This is a genomic window from Leisingera coralii (genome assembly GCF_049056525.1).
GTDB lineage: Bacteria > Pseudomonadota > Alphaproteobacteria > Rhodobacterales > Rhodobacteraceae > Leisingera > Leisingera coralii.
In genome coordinates, this window is sequence record NZ_JBHUPT010000063.1 from 49,495 (window position 1) to 68,107 (window position 18,613).

The 18,613-nt window shown below is 64.6% G+C and carries 20 protein-coding genes; 5 read left to right on the forward strand and 15 right to left on the reverse strand.

Annotated elements, in window-relative coordinates; translation table 11 throughout:
• Nucleotides 1–174: 174 nt before the first annotated feature.
• The 4 genes from ACFMBG_RS19230 to ACFMBG_RS19245 all read right to left on the reverse strand — a co-directional run bounded on the left by ACFMBG_RS19230 (nt 175) and on the right by ACFMBG_RS19245 (nt 5,947).
• Nucleotides 175–519 (reverse strand): hypothetical protein, encoded by a 345-nt coding sequence (locus ACFMBG_RS19230; RefSeq protein WP_421056290.1) that lies wholly within the window; start codon nt 517–519, stop codon nt 175–177.
• A 70-nt stretch (nt 520–589) separates the two neighbouring features.
• Nucleotides 590–1,057, reverse strand: a complete 468-nt coding sequence (locus ACFMBG_RS19235) for a YbjN domain-containing protein (protein WP_421056291.1) — start codon at nt 1,055–1,057, stop codon at nt 590–592.
• A gap of 60 nt (nt 1,058–1,117) precedes the next feature.
• Nucleotides 1,118–4,573 carry a chromosome segregation SMC family protein gene (locus tag ACFMBG_RS19240; protein WP_421056292.1) on the reverse strand — a complete coding sequence of 1,152 codons (3,456 nt, stop codon included), beginning with the start codon at nt 4,571–4,573 and terminating at the stop codon, nt 1,118–1,120.
• Nucleotides 4,574–4,738: 165 nt separating this feature from the next.
• Nucleotides 4,739–5,947: an aminotransferase-like domain-containing protein gene (locus tag ACFMBG_RS19245; protein WP_421056293.1), complete on the reverse strand. Its 1,209-nt coding sequence runs from the start codon at nt 5,945–5,947 to the stop codon at nt 4,739–4,741.
• A 158-nt stretch (nt 5,948–6,105) separates the two neighbouring features.
• Between ACFMBG_RS19245 and ACFMBG_RS19250 the strand changes: the two genes are divergently transcribed.
• A complete protein-coding gene (locus tag ACFMBG_RS19250) occupies nt 6,106–6,876 on the forward strand; it encodes a FadR/GntR family transcriptional regulator (protein ID WP_421056294.1) in 771 nt (256 codons plus the stop codon).
• A 123-nt stretch (nt 6,877–6,999) separates the two neighbouring features.
• Nucleotides 7,000–7,545 (forward strand): hypothetical protein, encoded by a 546-nt coding sequence (locus ACFMBG_RS19255; protein ID WP_421056295.1) that lies wholly within the window; start codon nt 7,000–7,002, stop codon nt 7,543–7,545.
• Nucleotides 7,546–7,667: 122 nt separating this feature from the next.
• On the opposite strand, the gene ACFMBG_RS19260 is transcribed toward ACFMBG_RS19255, so the two are convergent.
• The 6 genes from ACFMBG_RS19260 to ACFMBG_RS19285 all read right to left on the reverse strand — a co-directional run bounded on the left by ACFMBG_RS19260 (nt 7,668) and on the right by ACFMBG_RS19285 (nt 11,475).
• Entirely contained in the window at nt 7,668–8,228 is a 561-nt protein-coding gene (locus ACFMBG_RS19260; protein WP_421056296.1) for a F0F1 ATP synthase subunit B, read from the reverse strand.
• 4 nt (nt 8,229–8,232) lie between these two features.
• Nucleotides 8,233–8,781 carry a F0F1 ATP synthase subunit B' gene (locus tag ACFMBG_RS19265; RefSeq protein WP_421056297.1) on the reverse strand — a complete coding sequence of 183 codons (549 nt, stop codon included), beginning with the start codon at nt 8,779–8,781 and terminating at the stop codon, nt 8,233–8,235.
• Between the two features lie 88 nt (nt 8,782–8,869).
• On the reverse strand, nt 8,870–9,106 hold the full coding sequence (locus ACFMBG_RS19270) for a F0F1 ATP synthase subunit C (protein WP_008553903.1): 237 nt from the start codon (nt 9,104–9,106) through the stop codon (nt 8,870–8,872).
• An 88-nt stretch (nt 9,107–9,194) separates the two neighbouring features.
• Complete coding sequence (locus tag ACFMBG_RS19275; protein WP_421056298.1) at nt 9,195–9,998, reverse strand: F0F1 ATP synthase subunit A; 804 nt, start codon at nt 9,996–9,998, stop codon at nt 9,195–9,197.
• Nucleotides 9,999–10,038: 40 nt separating this feature from the next.
• Nucleotides 10,039–10,374, reverse strand: a complete 336-nt coding sequence (locus tag ACFMBG_RS19280; protein ID WP_421056299.1) for an AtpZ/AtpI family protein — start codon at nt 10,372–10,374, stop codon at nt 10,039–10,041.
• Nucleotides 10,375–10,578: 204 nt separating this feature from the next.
• Nucleotides 10,579–11,475 carry a DMT family transporter gene (locus ACFMBG_RS19285; RefSeq protein ID WP_421056300.1) on the reverse strand — a complete coding sequence of 299 codons (897 nt, stop codon included), beginning with the start codon at nt 11,473–11,475 and terminating at the stop codon, nt 10,579–10,581.
• Nucleotides 11,476–11,561: 86 nt separating this feature from the next.
• Between ACFMBG_RS19285 and ACFMBG_RS19290 the strand changes: the two genes are divergently transcribed.
• Nucleotides 11,562–11,906, forward strand: coding sequence for an ArsR/SmtB family transcription factor (locus ACFMBG_RS19290; RefSeq protein ID WP_421056301.1), 345 nt, complete (start codon nt 11,562–11,564; stop codon nt 11,904–11,906).
• Here the strand turns inward: ACFMBG_RS19290 and ACFMBG_RS19295 are convergent.
• From ACFMBG_RS19295 to ACFMBG_RS19305, 3 genes are all read right to left on the reverse strand, one after another.
• Complete coding sequence (locus tag ACFMBG_RS19295) at nt 11,903–12,328, reverse strand: universal stress protein (RefSeq protein WP_421056302.1); 426 nt, start codon at nt 12,326–12,328, stop codon at nt 11,903–11,905. The genes ACFMBG_RS19290 and ACFMBG_RS19295 overlap by 4 nt on opposite strands.
• Nucleotides 12,329–12,435: 107 nt before the next feature.
• On the reverse strand, nt 12,436–13,332 hold the full coding sequence (locus ACFMBG_RS19300; protein WP_421056303.1) for a DMT family transporter: 897 nt from the start codon (nt 13,330–13,332) through the stop codon (nt 12,436–12,438).
• On the reverse strand, nt 13,329–14,207 hold the full coding sequence (locus ACFMBG_RS19305; protein ID WP_421056304.1) for a LysR family transcriptional regulator: 879 nt from the start codon (nt 14,205–14,207) through the stop codon (nt 13,329–13,331). The genes ACFMBG_RS19300 and ACFMBG_RS19305 overlap by 4 nt, the downstream gene beginning before the upstream one ends.
• A gap of 119 nt (nt 14,208–14,326) precedes the next feature.
• Between ACFMBG_RS19305 and ACFMBG_RS19310 the strand changes: the two genes are divergently transcribed.
• A complete protein-coding gene (locus ACFMBG_RS19310) occupies nt 14,327–14,908 on the forward strand; it encodes an FMN-dependent NADH-azoreductase (protein ID WP_421056305.1) in 582 nt (193 codons plus the stop codon).
• 122 nt (nt 14,909–15,030) lie between these two features.
• Nucleotides 15,031–15,783: an aspartate/glutamate racemase family protein gene (locus ACFMBG_RS19315; RefSeq protein WP_421056306.1), complete on the forward strand. Its 753-nt coding sequence runs from the start codon at nt 15,031–15,033 to the stop codon at nt 15,781–15,783.
• Here ACFMBG_RS19315 and ACFMBG_RS19320 read toward each other — a convergent pair.
• Complete coding sequence (locus tag ACFMBG_RS19320; protein ID WP_421056307.1) at nt 15,780–16,307, reverse strand: prolyl-tRNA synthetase associated domain-containing protein; 528 nt, start codon at nt 16,305–16,307, stop codon at nt 15,780–15,782. The genes ACFMBG_RS19315 and ACFMBG_RS19320 overlap by 4 nt on opposite strands.
• A gap of 140 nt (nt 16,308–16,447) precedes the next feature.
• A complete protein-coding gene (locus tag ACFMBG_RS19325) occupies nt 16,448–18,355 on the reverse strand; it encodes an elongation factor G (protein WP_421056308.1) in 1,908 nt (635 codons plus the stop codon).
• Nucleotides 18,356–18,613: the final 258 nt, after the last annotated feature.

Consider the following 18,613-nt stretch of genomic DNA (forward strand, 5'->3'; position numbering starts at 1 on the left):
ACAAGCTTCAGGATGGACACAAACAGCGCAGCCGCTGTCAGCCTGACCATCCATTTAGAGAAGGATTTTTGATCCAGTGATCTCACCTCCTTTCGCCGCAAGGGTTGCGGTTCGCTAAAAGTAGAGGTGAATTATTGGGAGTTTGTTAACCCGCCGGCCCATCGAAGAGCCCCACTACCGCACCGGGAACCGCTCGCCCTTTTCGGTGATCAGGATCACCCGGCTGCCGTTGCGGACGTACAGGTCGCAGCGGGCAAAACCGTTGGTGAAATCCACGCAGATACTGCCATCCTCGGCGATCCGGTAGGTGCCCCAGGCAGTGCCGCCGCCGTTCTCCAGGGAATAGGTGTAGGAATAGGCGCCACCGCTGCCATACAGCGACTCGCCGCCGTCATAGAACCGGAAGGACTGCCCCGGCAGCGCCTCCAGCTCATCCCGCGCAAACGGGGCATCACCCGGGCGCAGCTGCCAGTCCGCGGCCTGCGCCGCGCCCGCCGCCAGGCACAGAAAAAGGGGCATGATCCATTTCATGCCCCCACCTTAGCGTCTGTTTTTTCAACCGGCCGTCACGATGCGGTGACAGCCGCGCTTACCAGTCGATGAAGGTCTCGAAATCCTGCATCGCCCGGGTCCACAGGCTTACCGCCTGGGCAAAGTCATCCGGGCTCATACCGTCATTGCCAAGGAACACATCCATCTCGATCCGCGCCGAGCCTTCCTCGGAGATGTAGCCGCGGGCAAAGCGGTTTTCGTTGTTCCACTCGTTGATCTTGGCCAGGCGCACGCTGCCCTCGGTCTGATAGCCTGAGAAGAACTGGATGGCGTTGCAGTCGGTGTTGTTGTCGCAACCGTAGTAATAGACCGAAAAGTCGTTGCCGTAATACTCCACCTTGACGTTCGGATCGCCGACGCTGTCGGTGGTCAGCTCCACCTTGGCACCTTCGTCCTTGAAGAAATCGGCCACGCTGTCGCCGGTCTTGGCCACCACATTCCCGGCCGCCGCCGCAACCGGCAGCATCAGCGCCGCGGAGGCGGCAATTGCTTTGAGCATATTCATTTGTCTCTCCACCAATAAATTCTGCGCGCGCCCGCACCGATCCCCGCAGCGCCAGTCCGCTCAGGCCACCATCGCCTCTGCCTTCTTCAGGTCAACCGAAACCAGCTGGCTGACGCCCTTTTCCTGCATGGTGACGCCAAAAAGCCGGTCCATCCGCGCCATCGTCACCGCGTGGTGGGTGATGATCAGGAAACGGGTATCGGTCTGGCGGCACATCTCGTCCAGCAGGTCGCAGAAGCGGGTGACATTGGCATCATCCAGCGGCGCGTCGACCTCGTCCAGCACACAGATCGGCGCCGGGTTCGACAGGAACACCGCAAAGATCAGCGCCATCGCGGTCAGCGTCTGCTCGCCGCCCGACAGCAGCGACAGGGTCGACAGCTTCTTGCCCGGCGGCTGGCACATGATCTCCAGCCCCGCATCCAGCGGATCGTCGCTTTCGACCATCACCAGATTGGCCTCACCGCCGCCGAACAGATGGGTGAACAGCATGGCAAAGCTGTTGTTCACCTGCTCAAACGCGGTCAGCAGCCGTTCGCGGCCCTCGCGGTTCAAACTGGCAATCCCGTCGCGCAGGGTCTTCACCGCGCCTTCCAGGTCCAGTTTCTCCGCCACCAGCGTATCGTGCTCGTTCTGCACGCCGCGGGCGTCTTCCTCCGCGCGCAGGTTCACCGCACCCAAGGCGTCGCGCTGGCGCTTGTAACGGTCGACATCGGCTTCCAGGGTTTCCGAGGGCGGCATTTCGTCCGGCGACACGCCCAGCTTCTCCAGCAGGGCCTGAGGGGTGATCTGCTGCGCCTCGATGATCCGGCCCGCGGCCTGCGTGACTGCGTCCTTGGCCGCATCGCTGCGCGCCTCGGAACGTGCCCGCGCCTCGCGGGCCTCGGACGCCAGACGCTCGCATTCGCGCTCCTTGTGGACCGCCTCGCGCAGCTCGGCCTCCGCCGCGATCAGCGCCTCGGTGGCGGCAGACTTGCGCGCTTCGGCCTCGGAGATCGCCTCGTTCAACTCTTCCCGCTTCTCGGCGATTTCCGCCGGAACCGCGTTGGCTTCTTCCAGCTCCTCCTGCGAGGCCTCGCGGCGCTCCGCCAGTTCCTCGATCCGCTGCTTGGCGCTGTCCAGCCGGTGGCGCCAGCCCGACAGCTCCTTGGTCACCTCCTGCGCGCGCTTGGTGCGGGCCTCACCCTCGCGGCGCAGCTCGTCATGGCTGGAGCGGTGGGTCAGCATGGTGATCCGCGCCGCCTCGACCGACTGCTTGATCTCTTCCACGGCCCCGCGCGCCTGATCCAGGTCGCCCAGCTCTCCCAGGGCCTTTTCCGCCTCTTTCAGCTGCAGGCTGGCGTTCAGCGCATCTTCCGCATGGCGGGAGACGGAAATGCCCAGGGTCTCCAGCTTGGCCTCCGCGAGGTTGCGGTCGGCTTCGGCCCGGCTCAGCGCGCGGGCCGCATCGGCCACCCGCTGATCCGCCACCCGGCGCGCCTGGCGGGCGTTCTGGTCGGCCAGCGTCACCTCTTCCAGCTTGCGCAGCAGCATCTCATGCGCGTCGCGGGCGCCCTCGGCCTTGGCGCTGACGCGCTCCATGTCCTGCTTCAGCGCTTCCAGCTTGTTGAGCTGCTCCAGCCGAAGCGCCGCGGCGCTCGGCGCATCCTCTGCCCAGGCCCGGTAGCCGTCCCAGCGCCACAGGTCGCCCTCGACCGTCACCAGCCGCTGCCCCGGTTTGAGCTGTGCCTGCAATCCGGCGGCAGCATCGCCATCAACCAGACCGATCTGCGCCACCCGGCGCGACAGCGCCTCCGGCCCGGAGACAAACAGCGCCAGCGGCTGCACGCCCTCCGGCAGCTCCGCGTCGTGATCATAGCCCGGCAGGGCAACCCAGCCGGTCGGCCCGTCCGCCTCTGCCAGCGGCGCCCGCAGGTCATCAGCCAATGCCGCGCCCAAGGCCTTCTCATAGCCCGGCGCCACGGTCAGCTCGTCCAGGATCTGGCCGCCCTCGGCCGTGTCGCGCTCCACCAGCTTGGCCAGCGCGGTCACCTCGGCGCGCAAAGCCCCCAGCTCCCCCTCGGCCTCGGACCGCTGCGAGCGCGCCTCCGCTTCCAGGCTTTGGGTCTCCGTCCGCAGCTCATCCGCGGCCGCCAGCGCCTCTTCCGCCATCTCCGAGGCCTCGCGGGCCTCTTCCTCGGCGGTCACGGCAGTTTCGAACTTCTCCGAGGCCAGCTCCAAGGCCTCGCGCGCCTCGCCCTGCGCGGCGCGGGCCTTTTCCGCCTCGCCTTCCGAGCGGCCAAGCGCCCGCTGGCAATCCTCGACCGCACGGCGCGCCGACTGGTGGCGGGCCGCCAGACGGGCGACATCCTCGGTCACTTGCGCCAGATGGTCCTCGCGCGCCTGCAGGATCGAGCCCGCATCGCGCGCCAGTTCCGCCGCCTCCGCCAACCTGGCATCATGCCCTTCGCCGGCCCTGGACAGCTCGCGCTGCTCCCATTCCAGCCGTTCGATGGTTTGGCCTGCGTCGTTGTTCAGCCCGGACTCGCGCTCGATATCATTGCCCAGCTGCACAATCCGGCTGCTGAGCCGCTCGATCGTCTGGCGCGCCTGCGCCTCCTGATCGCTCAGCGAATCCCGCTGCACCACCAGCCGCTGCAGGATGGCGGCGGCAATCGCCTCCTCCTCACGCAGGGGCGGCAGTTTCTCTTCAAACGTGCCGCGCTGCGCCGCCGCCGCGCGCACCAGCGCCTCAGCCTTCGACGCCTGCTCGACCCGCACCCGCAGCTCATCCTCGGCCGCCAGCCGTGATTCATCCGCCTCGCGCCAGCGCCGGTACAGCAGCATCCCTTCGGCCAGCCGCAGCTTCTCGCCAATCTCGCGATAGCGCTGCGCCTGCCGCGCCTGTTTGGCCAGCTGCGCCAGCTGCGCCGCCAGCTGTTCGATCACGTCATCGACGCGCAGCAGGTTGGCTTCGGTATTCTTCAGCTTCAGCTCTGCCTCATGGCGCCGCTGATAGAGGCCGGAGATCCCCGCCGCCTCTTCCAGAATCCGCCGCCGCGCCTTGGGCTTGGCGTTAATCAGCTCAGCAATCTGCCCCTGCCGCACCAGCGCCGGCGAATGCGCACCCGTCGAGGCATCGGCAAACAGCATCTGCACATCGCGCGCCCGCACGTCCTTGCCGTTGGATTTGTAAGCGCTGCCCACATCGCGGGTGATCCGGCGCACGATCTCCAGGATATCGCTGTCGTTGAACCCCGAAGGCGCCAGCCGTTCCGAGTTGTCGATCTGCAGGCTCACCTCGGCAAAGTTGCGCGCGGGCCGCGACGAGGTGCCGGCAAAGATCACATCCTCCATGCCGCCGCCGCGCATCGCCTTGGCGCGGGTCTCGCCCATCACCCAGCGCAATGCCTCCAGAAGATTGGATTTGCCGCAACCGTTTGGACCCACAACCCCAGTCAGCCCATCGGCAATGACCAGTTCGGTAGGATCAACAAAGCTTTTGAAGCCGTTCAGCCTGAGCTTGGAAAACCGCAAAGCTGCCCCTTCGTGATTCCGTATCGAGAAAGTTCAGCGGTTCCTATCGCGTGTGTCAACGCTCCGCACCCCCAAATCGGGGCAGGATCGTTTCAATTCACACCATATCTTGTGGATAACCCGCAGGATCCGGCGGTGTTTTGCCAAGCAGGAGCTGTTTGGCCGTCAGACGGACCGCAACAGCCGCCCCAACCGGGCAATGCCCTCCTGAATGGCTGCATGGTTGGAATTGGAAAAGCTCAGCCGGATCGTGTTCTGACCGCTGCCATCGGCAAAAAACGCCTGCCCCGGCACAAAGGCCACCTTCTCCGTCTCCAGCGACCGCGCCAGCAGGTCCGCGCCTTTCATGCCCTCCGGCAGCGTCACCCAGACAAACATGCCGCCCTCGGGCCGGGTCCAGTCCACTCCCTCCGGCATGTGCTCCTCCAGGGCCGCCAGCATCACATCCCGGCGGCGCTGATAGACCGCGCGCAGCTGCTCCACATGCGCATCGAAACAGGCCTCTGCAACGCCATGCACCGCCATCTGGTTGATGGTCGACGTGTGCAGGTCCGCCGCCTGTTTCAGCAGCACCATCTGCGAAATCACCGGCTTGGCCGCCACCGCCCAGCCGATCCGCAGCCCGGGTGCCAGCGTCTTGCTGAAGGTGCCGCAGTAGACCGTCCGGCAGTCCTCGATCGAGCCCTTCTGCTCCAGCTCCAGCGCCAGCACCGGCGGCACCGGCTCGCCGTCAAAGCGCAGCGACTGATAGGCGGCATCCTCGATGATGGCGCAGTCCAGCGTGTCCGCCAGTTCCAGCAGCCGCAGCCGCCCGGCGCGGTCCAGCGTCTCCCCGGTCGGGTTGGCGAAGTCCGGCGACAAATACGCAAATTTCACCGCACTTCCCGCCTCCGCCGCGCCCTCGGCATAGCTCTCGGCGGTGCGGTTACCCTTCAGCGACAACCGGTCATAGCGCGGCTCATAGGCGTTGAACGCCGCCAGGGCGCCAAGGTAAGTCGGCCAGCCCACCAGCGCAGTGTCCCCAGGCGACAGGAACAGCTTGCCCAGGTAATCCAGCGCCTGCTGGGAGCCGGAAGTGATCAGCACATTCTCCGCGTCGCAGACAATCCCGATCTTCGCCATCTCCCGCACGATCCATTCGCGCAGCGACAGGTAGCCCTCGCTCACCGAATACTGCAAAGCCAGCGCCTGACGCTCCGGCGTCAGCGCCGCCTGGTAGGCCTCGGCAAACTCATCCGCCGGGAACAGTGCCGGGTCCGGGATACCGCCGGCAAAGGAGATGATGTCCGGCTGATCCAGCAGCTTCAGCAGCTCGCGGATTTCCGACGCCTTCATCCGCGCATTCCGGGTGGCAAATATCTGGTTCAGCTGCATGCCTCTCTCCTCGCGTATGATCTAGGCTCACGGTAGGAGAGTGCAAAACAAAGTCAACAATGCTGACCTACTGTTACAGCCATCGTGATCCCTGCCCGCCCTTGCAGCTGCCTCCTGCGCGTGGTCATATGTTTTGACCAATTCAGCAGAGCGCCAAGATGCCGTTTCAGAAAGTCCAGCCCGAAAAACTCTCCGCCTCCGTCGTCAAGCAGATCGAGCAGCTGATCCTGCGCGGCATTCTTTCGCCGGGCGAGCGCCTGCCTGCCGAACGCGAACTGGCGGAGCGGCTGGGCGTCTCCCGCCCGTCCTTGCGCGATGCCATCGGCGAGCTGCAGGCGCGCGGCCTGCTGGCGTCCAAGGCCGGCTCCGGCGTGTTTGTGGCGGATGTCCTGGGCTCTGCCTTCTCGCCTGCCCTGATCCAGCTCTTCGCCACCCATGACGAGGCGGTGTTTGACTACCTCTCCTTCCGCCGCGACATGGAGGGGCTCGCCGCCGAACGCGCCGCCCGCTTCGGCTCCGACTACGACCTGCAGGTGATCCAGGCGATCTTCGAAAAGATGGAAGCGGCCGGCAATCCGGCCACCTCCGAGGAAGCCGCCAAGCTCGACGCCCAGTTCCACTCCGCCATCATGGACGCCAGCCACAACGTGATCATGCTGCACATGATGCGCTCGATGTTCGATCTGCTGCGCGAGGGCGTCTTCTACAACCGCCGCATCATGTTCCAGCAGCACACCACCTATGAAGCGCTGCTGGAGCAGCACCGCACCATCAACGCCGCCCTGCAGGCCCGCGACCCGCAGGCTGCCCGCACCGCGGTCGAGGCGCATCTGGATTATGTCAAACAAGCCCTCACCGACCACCAGCGCGCCGAGCGCAACGCAGAGGTGGCAAAGCAGCGGCTGGAGCATGAGACAGGCAGGGGGTGAAACATCGGGCCATAGCAGAAGTGCCGGAGGAAACGGACCTTGAAGCGGTCAGAGACTAATTGGAACATCCTGATTGGATCGGCAAGATCAGGGTCAGAAAACCAAGGCTGAGGGAACGCCACAATGGTCAGGCACCACTGCAGTATTGCAACTCTATTTTCGCTATTTCTTGGGGCGGCGCTGCCTGGCGCTGCCACCGCACAAAGCTCCTACGAAGCCATGCGGGCGGTTTTCGACGTCTGTGTCTCCAACGCGCGTAGCGGCACTTTAATGACTGAGCAGCAAATGCTGGCTGAAGTTGAATTTGATACTGCCAACCAGCAGGGGCTAAACCCACAAGATTTTTCTTTTCAAGTTGAGGCGGGAGAATACTTTAGTTGCGTGGTTTGGACAGAAGCGGCTCACTATAACGCACATGAGTTTCGCTCTTATGTTGATGCCTATGTGCCGCTGATTTCAATTTCCGCCAAAGAACAGAACTGCGTCTGGTTGCCGGTTTTTCCCAAAAATTCATGCGTTCTCCCAATTGAGAAAGCCAAGCATCCAAGTGGCTGGGAGTACCGTTTTAAAATTTCGTTCGAGATCTTCGCACACAAATATGCAGCTATGATCGTCCGTCCAGTTCTTGCTTTTGATCCAAAAGGTTATGCTCATCGTCCAAACAACTGAAGGTCAGTAGTTGATGCAAAACTATTGAATGAATATTGGTCGATATAGGGTGCAAAGCTTCCTTCACAAAAAACCCGGCCACTCGGACCGGGTTCTTTTAACTTGTCTGTATCAGCCAGAGCTTAGTGCAGCTTGGCGTCCACGTCCGCGATGGCGGCGTCGATCAGCTTGTTGGCCTCGGTTGCGGTCATCTGCTTGGAGATCACCTGATCCGCTGCGGCAACGGCAATCGAGATTGCCTGGTCGCGCACTTCCTTCACAGCCGAAGCTTCTGCCGAAGCGATCTGCTCCTGGGCAGCCGCCAGACGGCGGGCGATGGAGGTTTGCAGATCCGCCTTTGCAACTTCCGCTGCACGGGCAGCTTCGTCACGGGCGGCCGCCACGATCTGATCGGCCTGGGTCTGAACTTCCTGCTGCTTGCGCTCGTACGACGCCAGAATGGTCTGGGCCTCTTCACGCAGCGCGCGGGCTTCGTCCAGTTCCTTCTGGATGGCCTCGGCACGGTTGTCCAGCTGGTTGCCCAGCAGGCCCGGCACCTTGGCCAGCAGCAGGATGCCGACGAACAGAAGGAAAGCCAGCAGAACAACGAAATCGGTGTTGCCCAGCGACAGGAACGGGCCTTCTGCCGCCAGCGCCGGGCCGGCCGCGCCAAAGGTCAGGGCAAGAGCGAGAATATTGCGCATGTCCTTATCCTTTCGTCCGCTCTGCAACTGCCGCGGCAATTGCGTCTTTGTCTGCCGATCCGCCCAGCGCGGTCACCAGCGCCTCTGCGGTGTCGGTGGCAACAGCCTTGACGCTTTCCAGCGCGCCGGCCTTGATTTCGGCGATCGCCTTTTCGGACTCGGCAGCCTTGGCAGCGATCTGCTCGTCTGCTTTGGCGATGGCCTCGTCCAGCCCGGCCTGGATTTCTGCGCGGGTTTCAGCAGCGATGCGCTGAGCTTCCGCACGGGCATCCGCCAGAGCCTTGTTATATGCGTTTTCGGCCTCGACAGCCTTGGCTTTCAGGTCTTCAGCCGCGGCGAGGTCGTTGGTGATGGTCCCCTGACGCTCGGCCAGCACCGCAGCGATGCGGGGCAGCGCGACGCGCGACAGAATGAGGTAGATCACGACCAGGGCAACCGCGAGCCAGAAGATCTGGTTCCCGAAGGTCGAGAAGTCCAGCTGAGGCATGCCCGGAGCAGACCCGTGCGCTGCGTCTGCGGCGCCGTGTGCTGCGTCTTGCGTATTAGATGCCATGTCGTCCTCCTTGGGAACTTGCCGTTACACCGGGCAGTGCAGGATTAGGCCGCACTGCCCGGCCGTAAGGAAATAGGTTCCTAAGGTCTTAGACGGCGAACATCAGCAGCAGAGCGACCAGGAACGAGAAGATGCCCAGTGCTTCTGCAAACGCGATGCCGATGAACAGGGTTGCGGTCTGGCCGGCTGCTGCCGACGGGTTGCGCAGCGCGCCTGCCAGGAAGTTGCCAGCCACGTGGCCCACACCGATTGCGGCTGCGCCGGAACCGATTGCTGCCAGGCCTGCGCCGACGAACTGACCGAGTTGTGCGATATCGCCTTCCATGATTTCTCTCCTTACGATGGAATGTGGTGATTTCTAGGGTGGGCAGGCCCCGTCAGGGCGCCGCCCGCTTAGCTTTCAGATCCTGGCCTTAGTGGCTCGGGTGCAGTGCGTCCTTCAGGTACACGCAGGTCAGGATGGTGAACACGTAGGCCTGGATGAAGGCCACCAGAACTTCGAGGGCGTAGACTGCGGTGATCGCGAAGATCGGCAGGAAGCTGAACAGGCCCAGGGCGCCAGCGAAACCTGCGAACACCTTCAGAACCGCGTGGCCAGCCATCACGTTACCGGCAAGACGGATGGAGTGGCTGACAGGGCGCACGAAGTAGGAAATCAGTTCGATGATGGCCAGGATCGGGCGGAGCGCCAGCGGCGCGCTCGACACCCAGAACAGGCCCAGGAAACCGGCGCCGTTCTTGACAAAGCCAACCACGGTCACGGTGATGAACACCAGCGCCGCCAGGATCGCGGTCACCGCGATGTGCGAGGTGGTGGTGAAGGACATCGGGATCAGGCCCAGGAAGTTGGCCATCACGATGAACATGAACAGGGTCATGATGTAGGGGAAGAACTTGACGCCGTCCTTGCCGGCCACGTCCTCGACCATCTTGTAGATGAAGCCATAGGCCAGTTCCGCCACCGACTGGGTGCGGCCCGGCACGATGGCGCGGCGCGAGGAGCCCAGCACCAGCAGCGCGAACACGGCCAGAACCGCCAGGCCCATCCACAGGGTTACGTTGGTCGGGGTGTACCAGGAGACGTGGTCACCGCCGAACAGCGGCTTCACGATGAACTGGTCCATCGGGTGGATCGCCAGCTTTGATTCCGCCGGAGCGAAAATCAGGCCCGACACTACGACCAGTGCCAGAACTGCGAAAAAGAAAATTTTGCCCATCGGTCCGCTTCTCCTGTCGCCGGCAGCCGATCCCGTCGGATCAGTCCCGGTCTTGCGCATTTTTTTCGGCCTCATCGGCCAGTTTCTTGTCCTGGATCTCCTGCGCGCTGCGAAGCATTGTCTTCACCCCGGCCGCAAGCCCCAGCAGTATGAACAGCACCATGAAGATCGGGAGCGTGCCAAACAGCAGGTCGAGCCCGTATCCGATGCCAAAGCCGATCGCGAGACCGGCCACCAATTCGATCACCATCCGCCAGGCGAGGTTCGCCATCGAATAGTGCTCATCCGCGCGCGGCTTGGGCTCCTGGGCCTTACGCGCCGCCGCCAGCTTCTCCTCCAGCTGCGCCATGCGCTGCTTTTGGTCGTCGTCGGTCACGGGCGCCATCCTCACGCGAATTTCTGAGAGGGTTGCTAAGGCCAAGGGGCTAAGGAGTCAATTACAAGGATTGAAGATTCAGATTCACACCAAGCCATTGAAAATGAATGGATAAATATGTAACAGCACAAGCCGCGCCGCCGTGCCGCAGCACCCGTTAGCGCCAAACCGCCCCGGATTCCATATTCAACCGAAAGGTTGATTTTAGCGGACGGGCCGCCGCGGCACCCGCACACGCACGATCCGCCCGTCGATCAGCAGCAGCCCCAGCAGGATCGCCGCCATGCCCCACAGGTGCTCCGCCAGCAGTTGCTCCTTCAGGATATAGGTGCCCAGGAACAGGGCTGAGACCGGCGCGATCAGTGTCGGAAGGGTGATGTTGGTCGGCCCCACCTTGGGCAGCACCCAGTAAAACGCTATGAACGCCGCCGAGGTCAGCACAAAGCCGATCACGAACAGCGAGGCCCAGGTCTCGATCCGCGTGACATGCGGCAGCCCCTCGCTCCAGATGGCCAGCGGCGCAATCGCGGCGGTGGCGCCGGTCAGCGCAATCGCCACCAGCACCACCGGCTCCATATCCTTGAAGCTGCGCGCGAAGTTCACCGAAAACGCATAGCACAACGGCGCGCACAGGGTGATCAGTACCGCCCAGGCCTCCGACGACTGGCCGCCCTGCAACAGCGGCAGCGACAGCAGCACGATGCCGAGGAAGCCGCACAGCACCCCCAGCGACTTCAGCACCGACGCCCGCTCGCCGCCGGGCCAGAAATGCGACACCACCACCGCCATCGCCGGGGTTGTGGCATTGACGATCCCGGCCACGCCGCTGGCGATATGCTGCTGGCCCAGCGCATAGAATGCAAAAGGCCCGGCATAGCTGAGCACGCCAAAGCCGAACAATGCCAGCCAGCGCCCCACCCCGGCAGGCACCTTCTTGCGGGCGGCCAGCACATAGATCCAGCAGCCCAGCGCGCCGAAGCCGACCCGCCCCATCGAGACGGACAGCGGCCCCAGCTCACGCAAAAGGATCGCATTGAACATGAACGACATGCCCCAGCCGATGCCGAGGATGAAAATCACCAGCCAGTACTTCAATGCCATGCCATCAATCTCCGCGCCTGAAAGGCGCTACCATGACGGCTCAGGACCGATTGTCAAATCCCCGGGCTGTGGATAGGAGTGAAGGCATGAGCGATCCTCTCGACATTGTCTTTGCAGCCCTGGCCGACCCGACCCGCCGGGCGATCCTCACCATGCTGCTGGAGGATGACATGGCCGTCACCGATGTGGCGGAACCGTTCGAGATGTCGCTGGCGGCGATTTCCAAGCACCTGACGATCCTCACCCGCGCGGGCCTGATCGCCCAGGAAAAGCGCGGCCGGGTCAAATGGTGCAAGCTGCAGCCCGACGCCATGCGCGCGGCGTCGGTCTGGATGCAGGGCTTCGGCCAGTTCGAGCCGGTGAACCTGGATGCCTTCGAGCGCTTCCTCGAAGCCGAGCTGAACGCCGAAGACACCCAGCCCGAAAGCTAGCGCACGACAAACACCGACGCTTTGGAATGGCGCACCAGATACCCGGCATGGGAGGTGGTGATGTAATCCAGCAGCCGCGGCGCATGGCTGCCGGCAATCACCAGATCGGCGCCGGTCTCATCCACCGTGCGGGCCAGGATGCCGTCCACCTCCGCCGCGACGTCGTTGGAGTGGACCGTGATGCCCTCCACTTTGACCCCGTCGGCCTTCTCGGCAATCTTGTTCTCGATCTTTCTGGCCAGCGAGGTCATGACCTCCTCTGCCGCGTCGTCGTTGTAGGTCTCCCCTGTCGCGCCCCCGGACACGTTGACCAGGGTCATGCGCGCGCCTTCGATCCGGGCCATCTCCATCGCCACGTCCAGCGCCTTGGACACCGGGTCGGGCAGGCGCAGGTCCACCGGGACCAGGATGTGTTTGAACATGTCACGCTCCTCGTTTCCTGAGCGCGTTTCCTGTGTCTGTCATGGTAGCCGGGCCAGCCGCAGACGCCTTGACCTCCATCAAGCGCCGCCGGCCGGTGCCGCAGCGGTCACGCGGGCTGCTGCTCCCGCGCGCCCTCCAGCAGCATCACCAGCGCCACCACCGACATCGCCACCCCGATCAGCACCATCCCCGGCGGCGTGCCGCGGCCCAGCGCGATCTCCCACAGGATCACCCAGCTGGGAGTGAGGTAGGTATAGGCCATCACCTTGGCCGAGGGCAGCCGCAGCGTTGCGTATTGCAGCAGCACAAAGGTGGCGGAGCTGGCACAGACCGCCAGGTAGAACAGACCGATCCACACGATGCCGGGCAGCTGCATCCACTCGGTGGCCAGGATGTCCTGCCAGCCAAAGGCGGCCAGCAGCGCGCCCCCCGCCAGCAGCATCCCGAAGGTAAAGACCACGGCCGGCTCGCCCCGGTTCAGCTTGCGCACCATCGGCGTATAGATGGCATGCAGCACGCAGCCCCAGAAATAGATGAGCTCTCCCTGGCCGATCTCGAATGCCGCCAGCGCGCCCAGGTCGCCGCGCACGATCACCCAGACCGCTCCGGCCGCGCCCAGCGCCAGCGCCAGCGCCATCCAGCCGGTGGTGATCTGCCGCAGCAGCAGCCAGCCGAACAGCGCGCTCATCACCGGCACCAGCGTGAACACCGCCGCCGCGCTGACCGGCGCCGCCGTCTGCAGCCCGTAGAACATCAGCACGAAGTAACCGCCGAACAGCCCGCCCAGCACCGCAAACCGCCACGGCGCGCGGAAATGGGCCCGCCGCAGCCCGGTGGTCGCCAGCGCCGCTGCACCAATGACCACTGCCGCAATGCCAAACCGTGCCGCGTTCAGTGCCGCGGGCGCGATCTCATTCGCCACCATGACACCCAGCGAAAACGACCCCGCCACCAGCGCCGAAAACATCAGCATCGCCAGATGCCCGCGCAGTGCCTCGCTCACAGCTGCCAATCCTTGACCTGCTCCTTCAGGAACTTCAGGAAGGCCTGCACCTTGGTGGTCCGGTGCAGATCCACATGGGTGACCAGCCACAGGGTGCCCTCCCATTCCTCCTGCGGTGCCATCATCTCCACCAGGTCCGGTTCCTGCCGCGCCTCCCAGGCCGCCATGAAGCCGATCCCCGCGCCGCTGCGCAGCGCGGATTTCAGGGTAAAGCCGTCGGTGCAGCGGAAGGCGATTGCCTCCGCCGGGGCATTGGCCCGAAGCCAGCGCGAAAACGGCGCCCGGCTGCTCTCGTCGTCCTGGCCGACAAAACGGTGATTGGGGATATCCTCCACCCCCTTCAGCAGCCCGTATTTCTCGGCATAGGACTTGGCGGCATACAGCCCGATCTGCTGCTTCATGAAGGGCTGCACCACGTTGTCCGGCTGATCCGGGGCATTGCCCGCGCGGACCGCCACATGCGCCTCGCCGTATTCCAGCCGGAACAGCCGGTCGCCGGTCAGATAGCGGATGATCAGACCCGGGTGCATGTCCTGGAACTCCTTCAGCGCCGGCACCATCATCGGCGCAAAGGACGCCAGCGAGGTCACCACCAGCTCACCGGAGACATCATCGCCCTGCCCCTTCAGCCGCCCGACCAGCTGGCTGAACTGGTCATCCGTGGCCTGCGCCACCCGCAGCAGGTCCTGCCCGGCCTCGGTCGGCGTATACCCGCGGGCATGGCGCTGGAACAGCTTCACCCCCAGCCGCGCCTCGATCGCGTCGATGTGGCGGATCACGGTGGCATGATGCACCCCCAGCACTTCGGCCGCGCCGCTGACCGTGCCCATGCGGGCCACCTGATAGGCGGTGCGGACTTCATCCCAGTTTTCCATGCCAGTCTCCTTGCCAGTCAAACTGCGCGCCAGTGCACAAATGCTGTGATTTGATCGGCGTTGCGTTCGAATTTGCAATACCCCAAATTCCTGTCAGCAACAAGCACAGGAACATGAAAATGACCCGCACCGTTCTCCATATCGACTCCTCCGCCCGCATCGAGGGCTCCGTCACCCGCGACCTCTCGGCCCAGATCGTCAGCCGCCTTGGCGCTGACCAAGTGATCCGCCGCGACCTGGCCGCGCCGCTGCCGCTGCTGGACGGCGCCTGGGTGGGCGCCAACTTCACCCCGGCCGACCAGCGCACCGACGAGCAGAAACAATTGCTCGCCCTCTCCGACTCGCTGGTCGAGGAGCTGAAGCAGGCCGACACCATCGTCATCGGCTCGCCGGTCTACAACTTCTCGGTGCCCTCCACCCTGAAAGCCTGGATCGACCTGGTCGCCCGCGTTGGCCTCACCTTCCAGTACCATGAAACCGGCCCCGTCGGCCTGCTGGAAGGCAAGCGCGCCATCATCGTCATGGCCTCGGGCGGCACCCAAGCCGGCTCCGACATCGACTTTGCCACCACCTACCTGCGTCACGTGCTGGGCTTCATCGGCATCACCGATGTCGAGATCGTGGCGGCCGACGCGATGTCGATCGACGCCGACGGCGCCCTGGCCAAGGCCAAAGGCCAGATCGAAGCCCTGGCTGCCTGATCCCCGGCATCCCGGCAACACCGCCAGCCCTCCCCGCGGAGAGCTGGCGGCTTTTTGCGTTTGGCAGGCCCATGCTGCCGTGCCAGTCTGCCCGTATCGGCATTTCAAGGGCGGGCAATTTGATGAAGAAGATCGGCATTCTCGGCGGCGTCGGCTGGGCCTCCACCATCGACTATTACCGCGCCATCTGCGAAGGCGCCGGGCGGTTCTTTGCGGACCGCGGCGCAGGCTCTCCGCTGCCGGTGCCGCCGATCACCATCGAATCCGTGGTGCAGGCCCAGACCCGGTCCTTGCGCGGCCGCCCTGGGGACGAGGCCAGCTGGGCCGCCTTCGACGCCGTCTTCCGCGAGGCGATGCTGACGCTGGAGCGCGCAGGCTGCGACTTCGCCCTGATCGCCTCCAACACCCCGCACGCGCGGCTGCATGCGATACAGGAGGGCGTGATGATGCCGGTCCTCAGCATTTTCGACGCCACCGCCAAAGCCACCGCCGCAACCGGCGCCGATCGGGCACTGGTGCTGGGCACAACGGTCACCATGCAGGCCCGAAATTATGCCAATGTGCTTGCCGAACACGGTGTCAGCGCCAACGATCCCCTGCCGGAGGCTGAGATCGCAGAAATGCAGGCCATGATCGACGAGGATTTCTACGGCGGCGCGTCCAGTGGCGCGCAAGCCCGCCTGCTGCGCTTCTGCACGAAACACGCCAAGCCCGGCACCGCCATCCTGCTGGCCTGCACCGAGCTGCCGCTGGCCTTCCCCGGCCATATCGACGACGTCAGCTTCGAAGCCGGCGGCTACCTGTTCGTGAACCCCTCCGCCGCCCATGTGGCCGCAGCGCTGGATCTGGCGCTGGAGGAGGAACGGGCCGGTTAGACCCAGTTCACCGCAACGCCGGTCTTCTCAAAGAACGCCATCACATCATCGCGCTTCATCGCCACGGTGCGGTCATTGACCAGCGGGTGCATACAGATCACGTCGGCCTCCTGCGCCTGCGCGTCCATATAGAAGGTCACACCCTTCGCCGCGCCGGTGATCATCGCCAGCGGGCTGACCGCGCCCGGGCGGATGCCGAGGTTCTCCAGCAGCCGGTCCGCCGAACCGAATGACAGGTTGCCGATGCCCAGCGCCGCCCCCAGGCCTTTCAGGTCGATCTCCCGGTCCTGCTGCAGCGTCACCAGATAGTTCCGCTTCTTCTTGTCCCGCAGGTACAGGTTCTTCAGCCGCAGCGCGTTTTCGCCCGGCACCATGAACTGCTCCTCGACACCCTTGGCGTCCTCCACCGTGCGCAACGGCACATGGGTGTGCAGCCGGTAGGCAATGCCCCAATCGTCCAGCTGCTTCAGCAGCGCATCCGAGGAGACAGGCAGGCTGTCCTGATAGGCCGATGACGCATCCATGATCTTACTCCGCAAGTCCGTGCCGGGTTGCTGCGCAGATCACAGAAAACGGCCGCGGGGCGCAAGAGCTGTTCCGCCCCCTGCGCCCCGTTTTGCGCCATCGCACCGCGGGGCGGGCGCTTCCGCCCGCCCCGACCGGTTCACGCCTCGGCGAAATCCGCCCGGCGTGCTTCTTCGTAGTGGTCGAAATCGGTGCTGAACCATCCGGTTCCGCGGGTGGCGCTGGCCAGCGTGTTGCACAGCTCATCCTGCGCCGACATCGGCAAGAGCGTCTCGAACACATCCCAGCCCGCGACGCCATCCTCGGCCTCAAAGCCCAGGATCTGGCCCTTCATCCCGCTCACCACCGGCACCAGCCCGCCGGTGAACACCGACGGCACATGGATATGCACCCGCATGATCGGCTGCAGCAGCACCGCGCCAGCCTCCGCCAGCGCCTCCTTGACCGCATTCTTGCCCGCGGTGCGGAAGGCATAGTCGGAACTGTCCACCGAGTGATGTTTGCCATCCTTCAGCGTCACGCAGACATCCACCACCGGGTGGCCGTTCAGGCCCTGCGCCAGCGCCTCGCGCGCGCCGGCCTCGACCGAGGGGATATAGTTCTTCGGCACCGCTCCGCCCTTGACCGTTTCCTCGAACACGAACCCGCTGCCCCGCGGCAGCGGTTTCACCTCGATCACCACGTCGGCAAACTGGCCTGCGCCGCCGGACTGCTTGCGGTGGCGGTGATGCACCTGCACGGATTTCTTGATGGTCTCGCGCAGCGCCGGCGGCACCGGCCCTTCCTCCACTTCGACCCCGAACTCGTCCTTCAAGGCCTGCTTGATACGGCGCATGTGCAGCGGCCCCTGCAGGTTCAGCAGCACATGGCCGCTGGCCTCCTCCTGCCCCACCACCAGCGCCGGGTCGATCTCCGCCAGCCGCTCCAGCGCGCCCGACAGCCGCGCGTCGTCCTTCTCATGCACCGGGGTGATCACCCGCCGGAAGGTCGAGGGCCGCGGCTGCGCCCAGTCCGGCAGCGGCGCCGTCCCGTCCGGGCCATAGGCATAGCCCAGGTTCAGATGGTCCGACTTCACCGCCTGCCCCATATCCCCGGGCGTCAGGCGGGTGACGGCCGCCGAGCCGACACCGGTCAGCGACCCCAGCGTTGCGCCGCCCACCGGCACGCCGTTGCCGACACTGCCGTCCAGTGCACGCATCATCACCGTCTTGCCCAGATGCTTGACCAGATCCGCCATGCAGCCGACCGCAACCACCTTGCCATTCTGCGACAGCCGCTCCAGCGCCACGCCCACATCCGGCGCTTCATGGCGCAGCGACTTCATCAGCCGCAGGATGCCGTTCTTGTGCTCGGCCGAGCCCATCAGCGCCGGGATCAGGTCGTTATGCTGCAGCACCTTGGTGGCCACGTCATAGACCTCCTCCGGCATCACCTTCTGATCCTCGATCAGCTCCTCCAGCAGCGTGTCGTCAAAATCCGCCAGCGCCTCCAAGAGCTCGGTGCGCGCCTCCTGCTCGCGCGCATACATCGCCACCGGCAATTCGATCAGCGCCGAGGGCTTGCCCTCCTGATACTGCCAGGCACGTTCCGAAATCAGATCCACAGCACCCACAACCTGTCCATCCTCGCGGATCGGCACCTGCCGCAGGATGATGTTGTGGCTGCAATAGGCCTGCAGCGCGGCCACGATTTCCGCCACCCGGTCCGTTGCCTGGTCCATGCGGTTGACAAAAATAAAGGCGGGGATCCCCGCCTCTTCCACCTTGCGCAGGTACGGCGCGCTCAGCACCGCAGCGCCGGCGTCAGCCGGCACGCAGATGACGGCAGCGTCGCTGGCGGCCAGCGCCGGGCCCGCCTGCGCCAGATTGTCGGCCCCGCCCGCGATGTCGATCGCGGCCCAGTCCTCGCCCATAAATGAAAAAGGCTGCAACGCGGCGACGCCTGCAGCCTCCTGCCGTTTGCCGGCGGCGCTGTCCAGATTGGCCAGCGCCGTGGCCAGCGTTGATTTGCCGGACTGCGACGGTCCCAGAATAGTGAAAACGCGCATGTTCTCAGATCCTCCCATAGCTGATGCGGCTGCCCGTCAACGGCCGCGGACGCTAAGGTTCGCGCATCATGCCTGTGCTGAAGATCTGCCTCGATGCCCCTCCGGGCAGGCCCCGCCTGTGAGTGCGGCAGCGGGCCAACCTCCCGATGTTGGCCAAGCCACCCCCTCCGAGTCAAGCACGCAGAGCGCGCAGCTGCGCTGCTTGCCGCTCATATGTGACGGCCAGGCCGCCAGTTTCCCCTGAACCGCGGCTTTCCG

What these genes read in the sequence shown, in the direction of transcription:
- ACFMBG_RS19230 (WP_421056290.1), bottom strand. Translation starts at nt 519, where the DNA reads ATGCCCCTTTTTCTGTGCCTGGCGGCGGGCGCGGCGCAGGCCGCGGAC.
- ACFMBG_RS19235 (WP_421056291.1), bottom strand. Translation starts at nt 1,057, where the DNA reads ATGAATATGCTCAAAGCAATTGCCGCCTCCGCGGCGCTGATGCTGCCG.
- ACFMBG_RS19245 (WP_421056293.1), bottom strand. Translation starts at nt 5,947, where the DNA reads ATGCAGCTGAACCAGATATTTGCCACCCGGAATGCGCGGATGAAGGCG.
- ACFMBG_RS19250 (WP_421056294.1), top strand. Translation starts at nt 6,106, where the DNA reads ATGCCGTTTCAGAAAGTCCAGCCCGAAAAACTCTCCGCCTCCGTCGTC.
- ACFMBG_RS19255 (WP_421056295.1), top strand. Translation starts at nt 7,000, where the DNA reads ATGGTCAGGCACCACTGCAGTATTGCAACTCTATTTTCGCTATTTCTT.
- ACFMBG_RS19260 (WP_421056296.1), bottom strand. Translation starts at nt 8,228, where the DNA reads ATGCGCAATATTCTCGCTCTTGCCCTGACCTTTGGCGCGGCCGGCCCG.
- ACFMBG_RS19265 (WP_421056297.1), bottom strand. Translation starts at nt 8,781, where the DNA reads ATGGCATCTAATACGCAAGACGCAGCACACGGCGCCGCAGACGCAGCG.
- ACFMBG_RS19270 (WP_008553903.1), bottom strand. Translation starts at nt 9,106, where the DNA reads ATGGAAGGCGATATCGCACAACTCGGTCAGTTCGTCGGCGCAGGCCTG.
- ACFMBG_RS19275 (WP_421056298.1), bottom strand. Translation starts at nt 9,998, where the DNA reads ATGGGCAAAATTTTCTTTTTCGCAGTTCTGGCACTGGTCGTAGTGTCG.
- ACFMBG_RS19285 (WP_421056300.1), bottom strand. Translation starts at nt 11,475, where the DNA reads ATGGCATTGAAGTACTGGCTGGTGATTTTCATCCTCGGCATCGGCTGG.
- ACFMBG_RS19290 (WP_421056301.1), top strand. Translation starts at nt 11,562, where the DNA reads ATGAGCGATCCTCTCGACATTGTCTTTGCAGCCCTGGCCGACCCGACC.
- ACFMBG_RS19295 (WP_421056302.1), bottom strand. Translation starts at nt 12,328, where the DNA reads ATGTTCAAACACATCCTGGTCCCGGTGGACCTGCGCCTGCCCGACCCG.
- ACFMBG_RS19305 (WP_421056304.1), bottom strand. Translation starts at nt 14,207, where the DNA reads ATGGAAAACTGGGATGAAGTCCGCACCGCCTATCAGGTGGCCCGCATG.
- ACFMBG_RS19310 (WP_421056305.1), top strand. Translation starts at nt 14,327, where the DNA reads ATGACCCGCACCGTTCTCCATATCGACTCCTCCGCCCGCATCGAGGGC.
- ACFMBG_RS19315 (WP_421056306.1), top strand. Translation starts at nt 15,031, where the DNA reads ATGAAGAAGATCGGCATTCTCGGCGGCGTCGGCTGGGCCTCCACCATC.
- ACFMBG_RS19320 (WP_421056307.1), bottom strand. Translation starts at nt 16,307, where the DNA reads ATGGATGCGTCATCGGCCTATCAGGACAGCCTGCCTGTCTCCTCGGAT.
- ACFMBG_RS19325 (WP_421056308.1), bottom strand. Translation starts at nt 18,355, where the DNA reads ATGCGCGTTTTCACTATTCTGGGACCGTCGCAGTCCGGCAAATCAACG.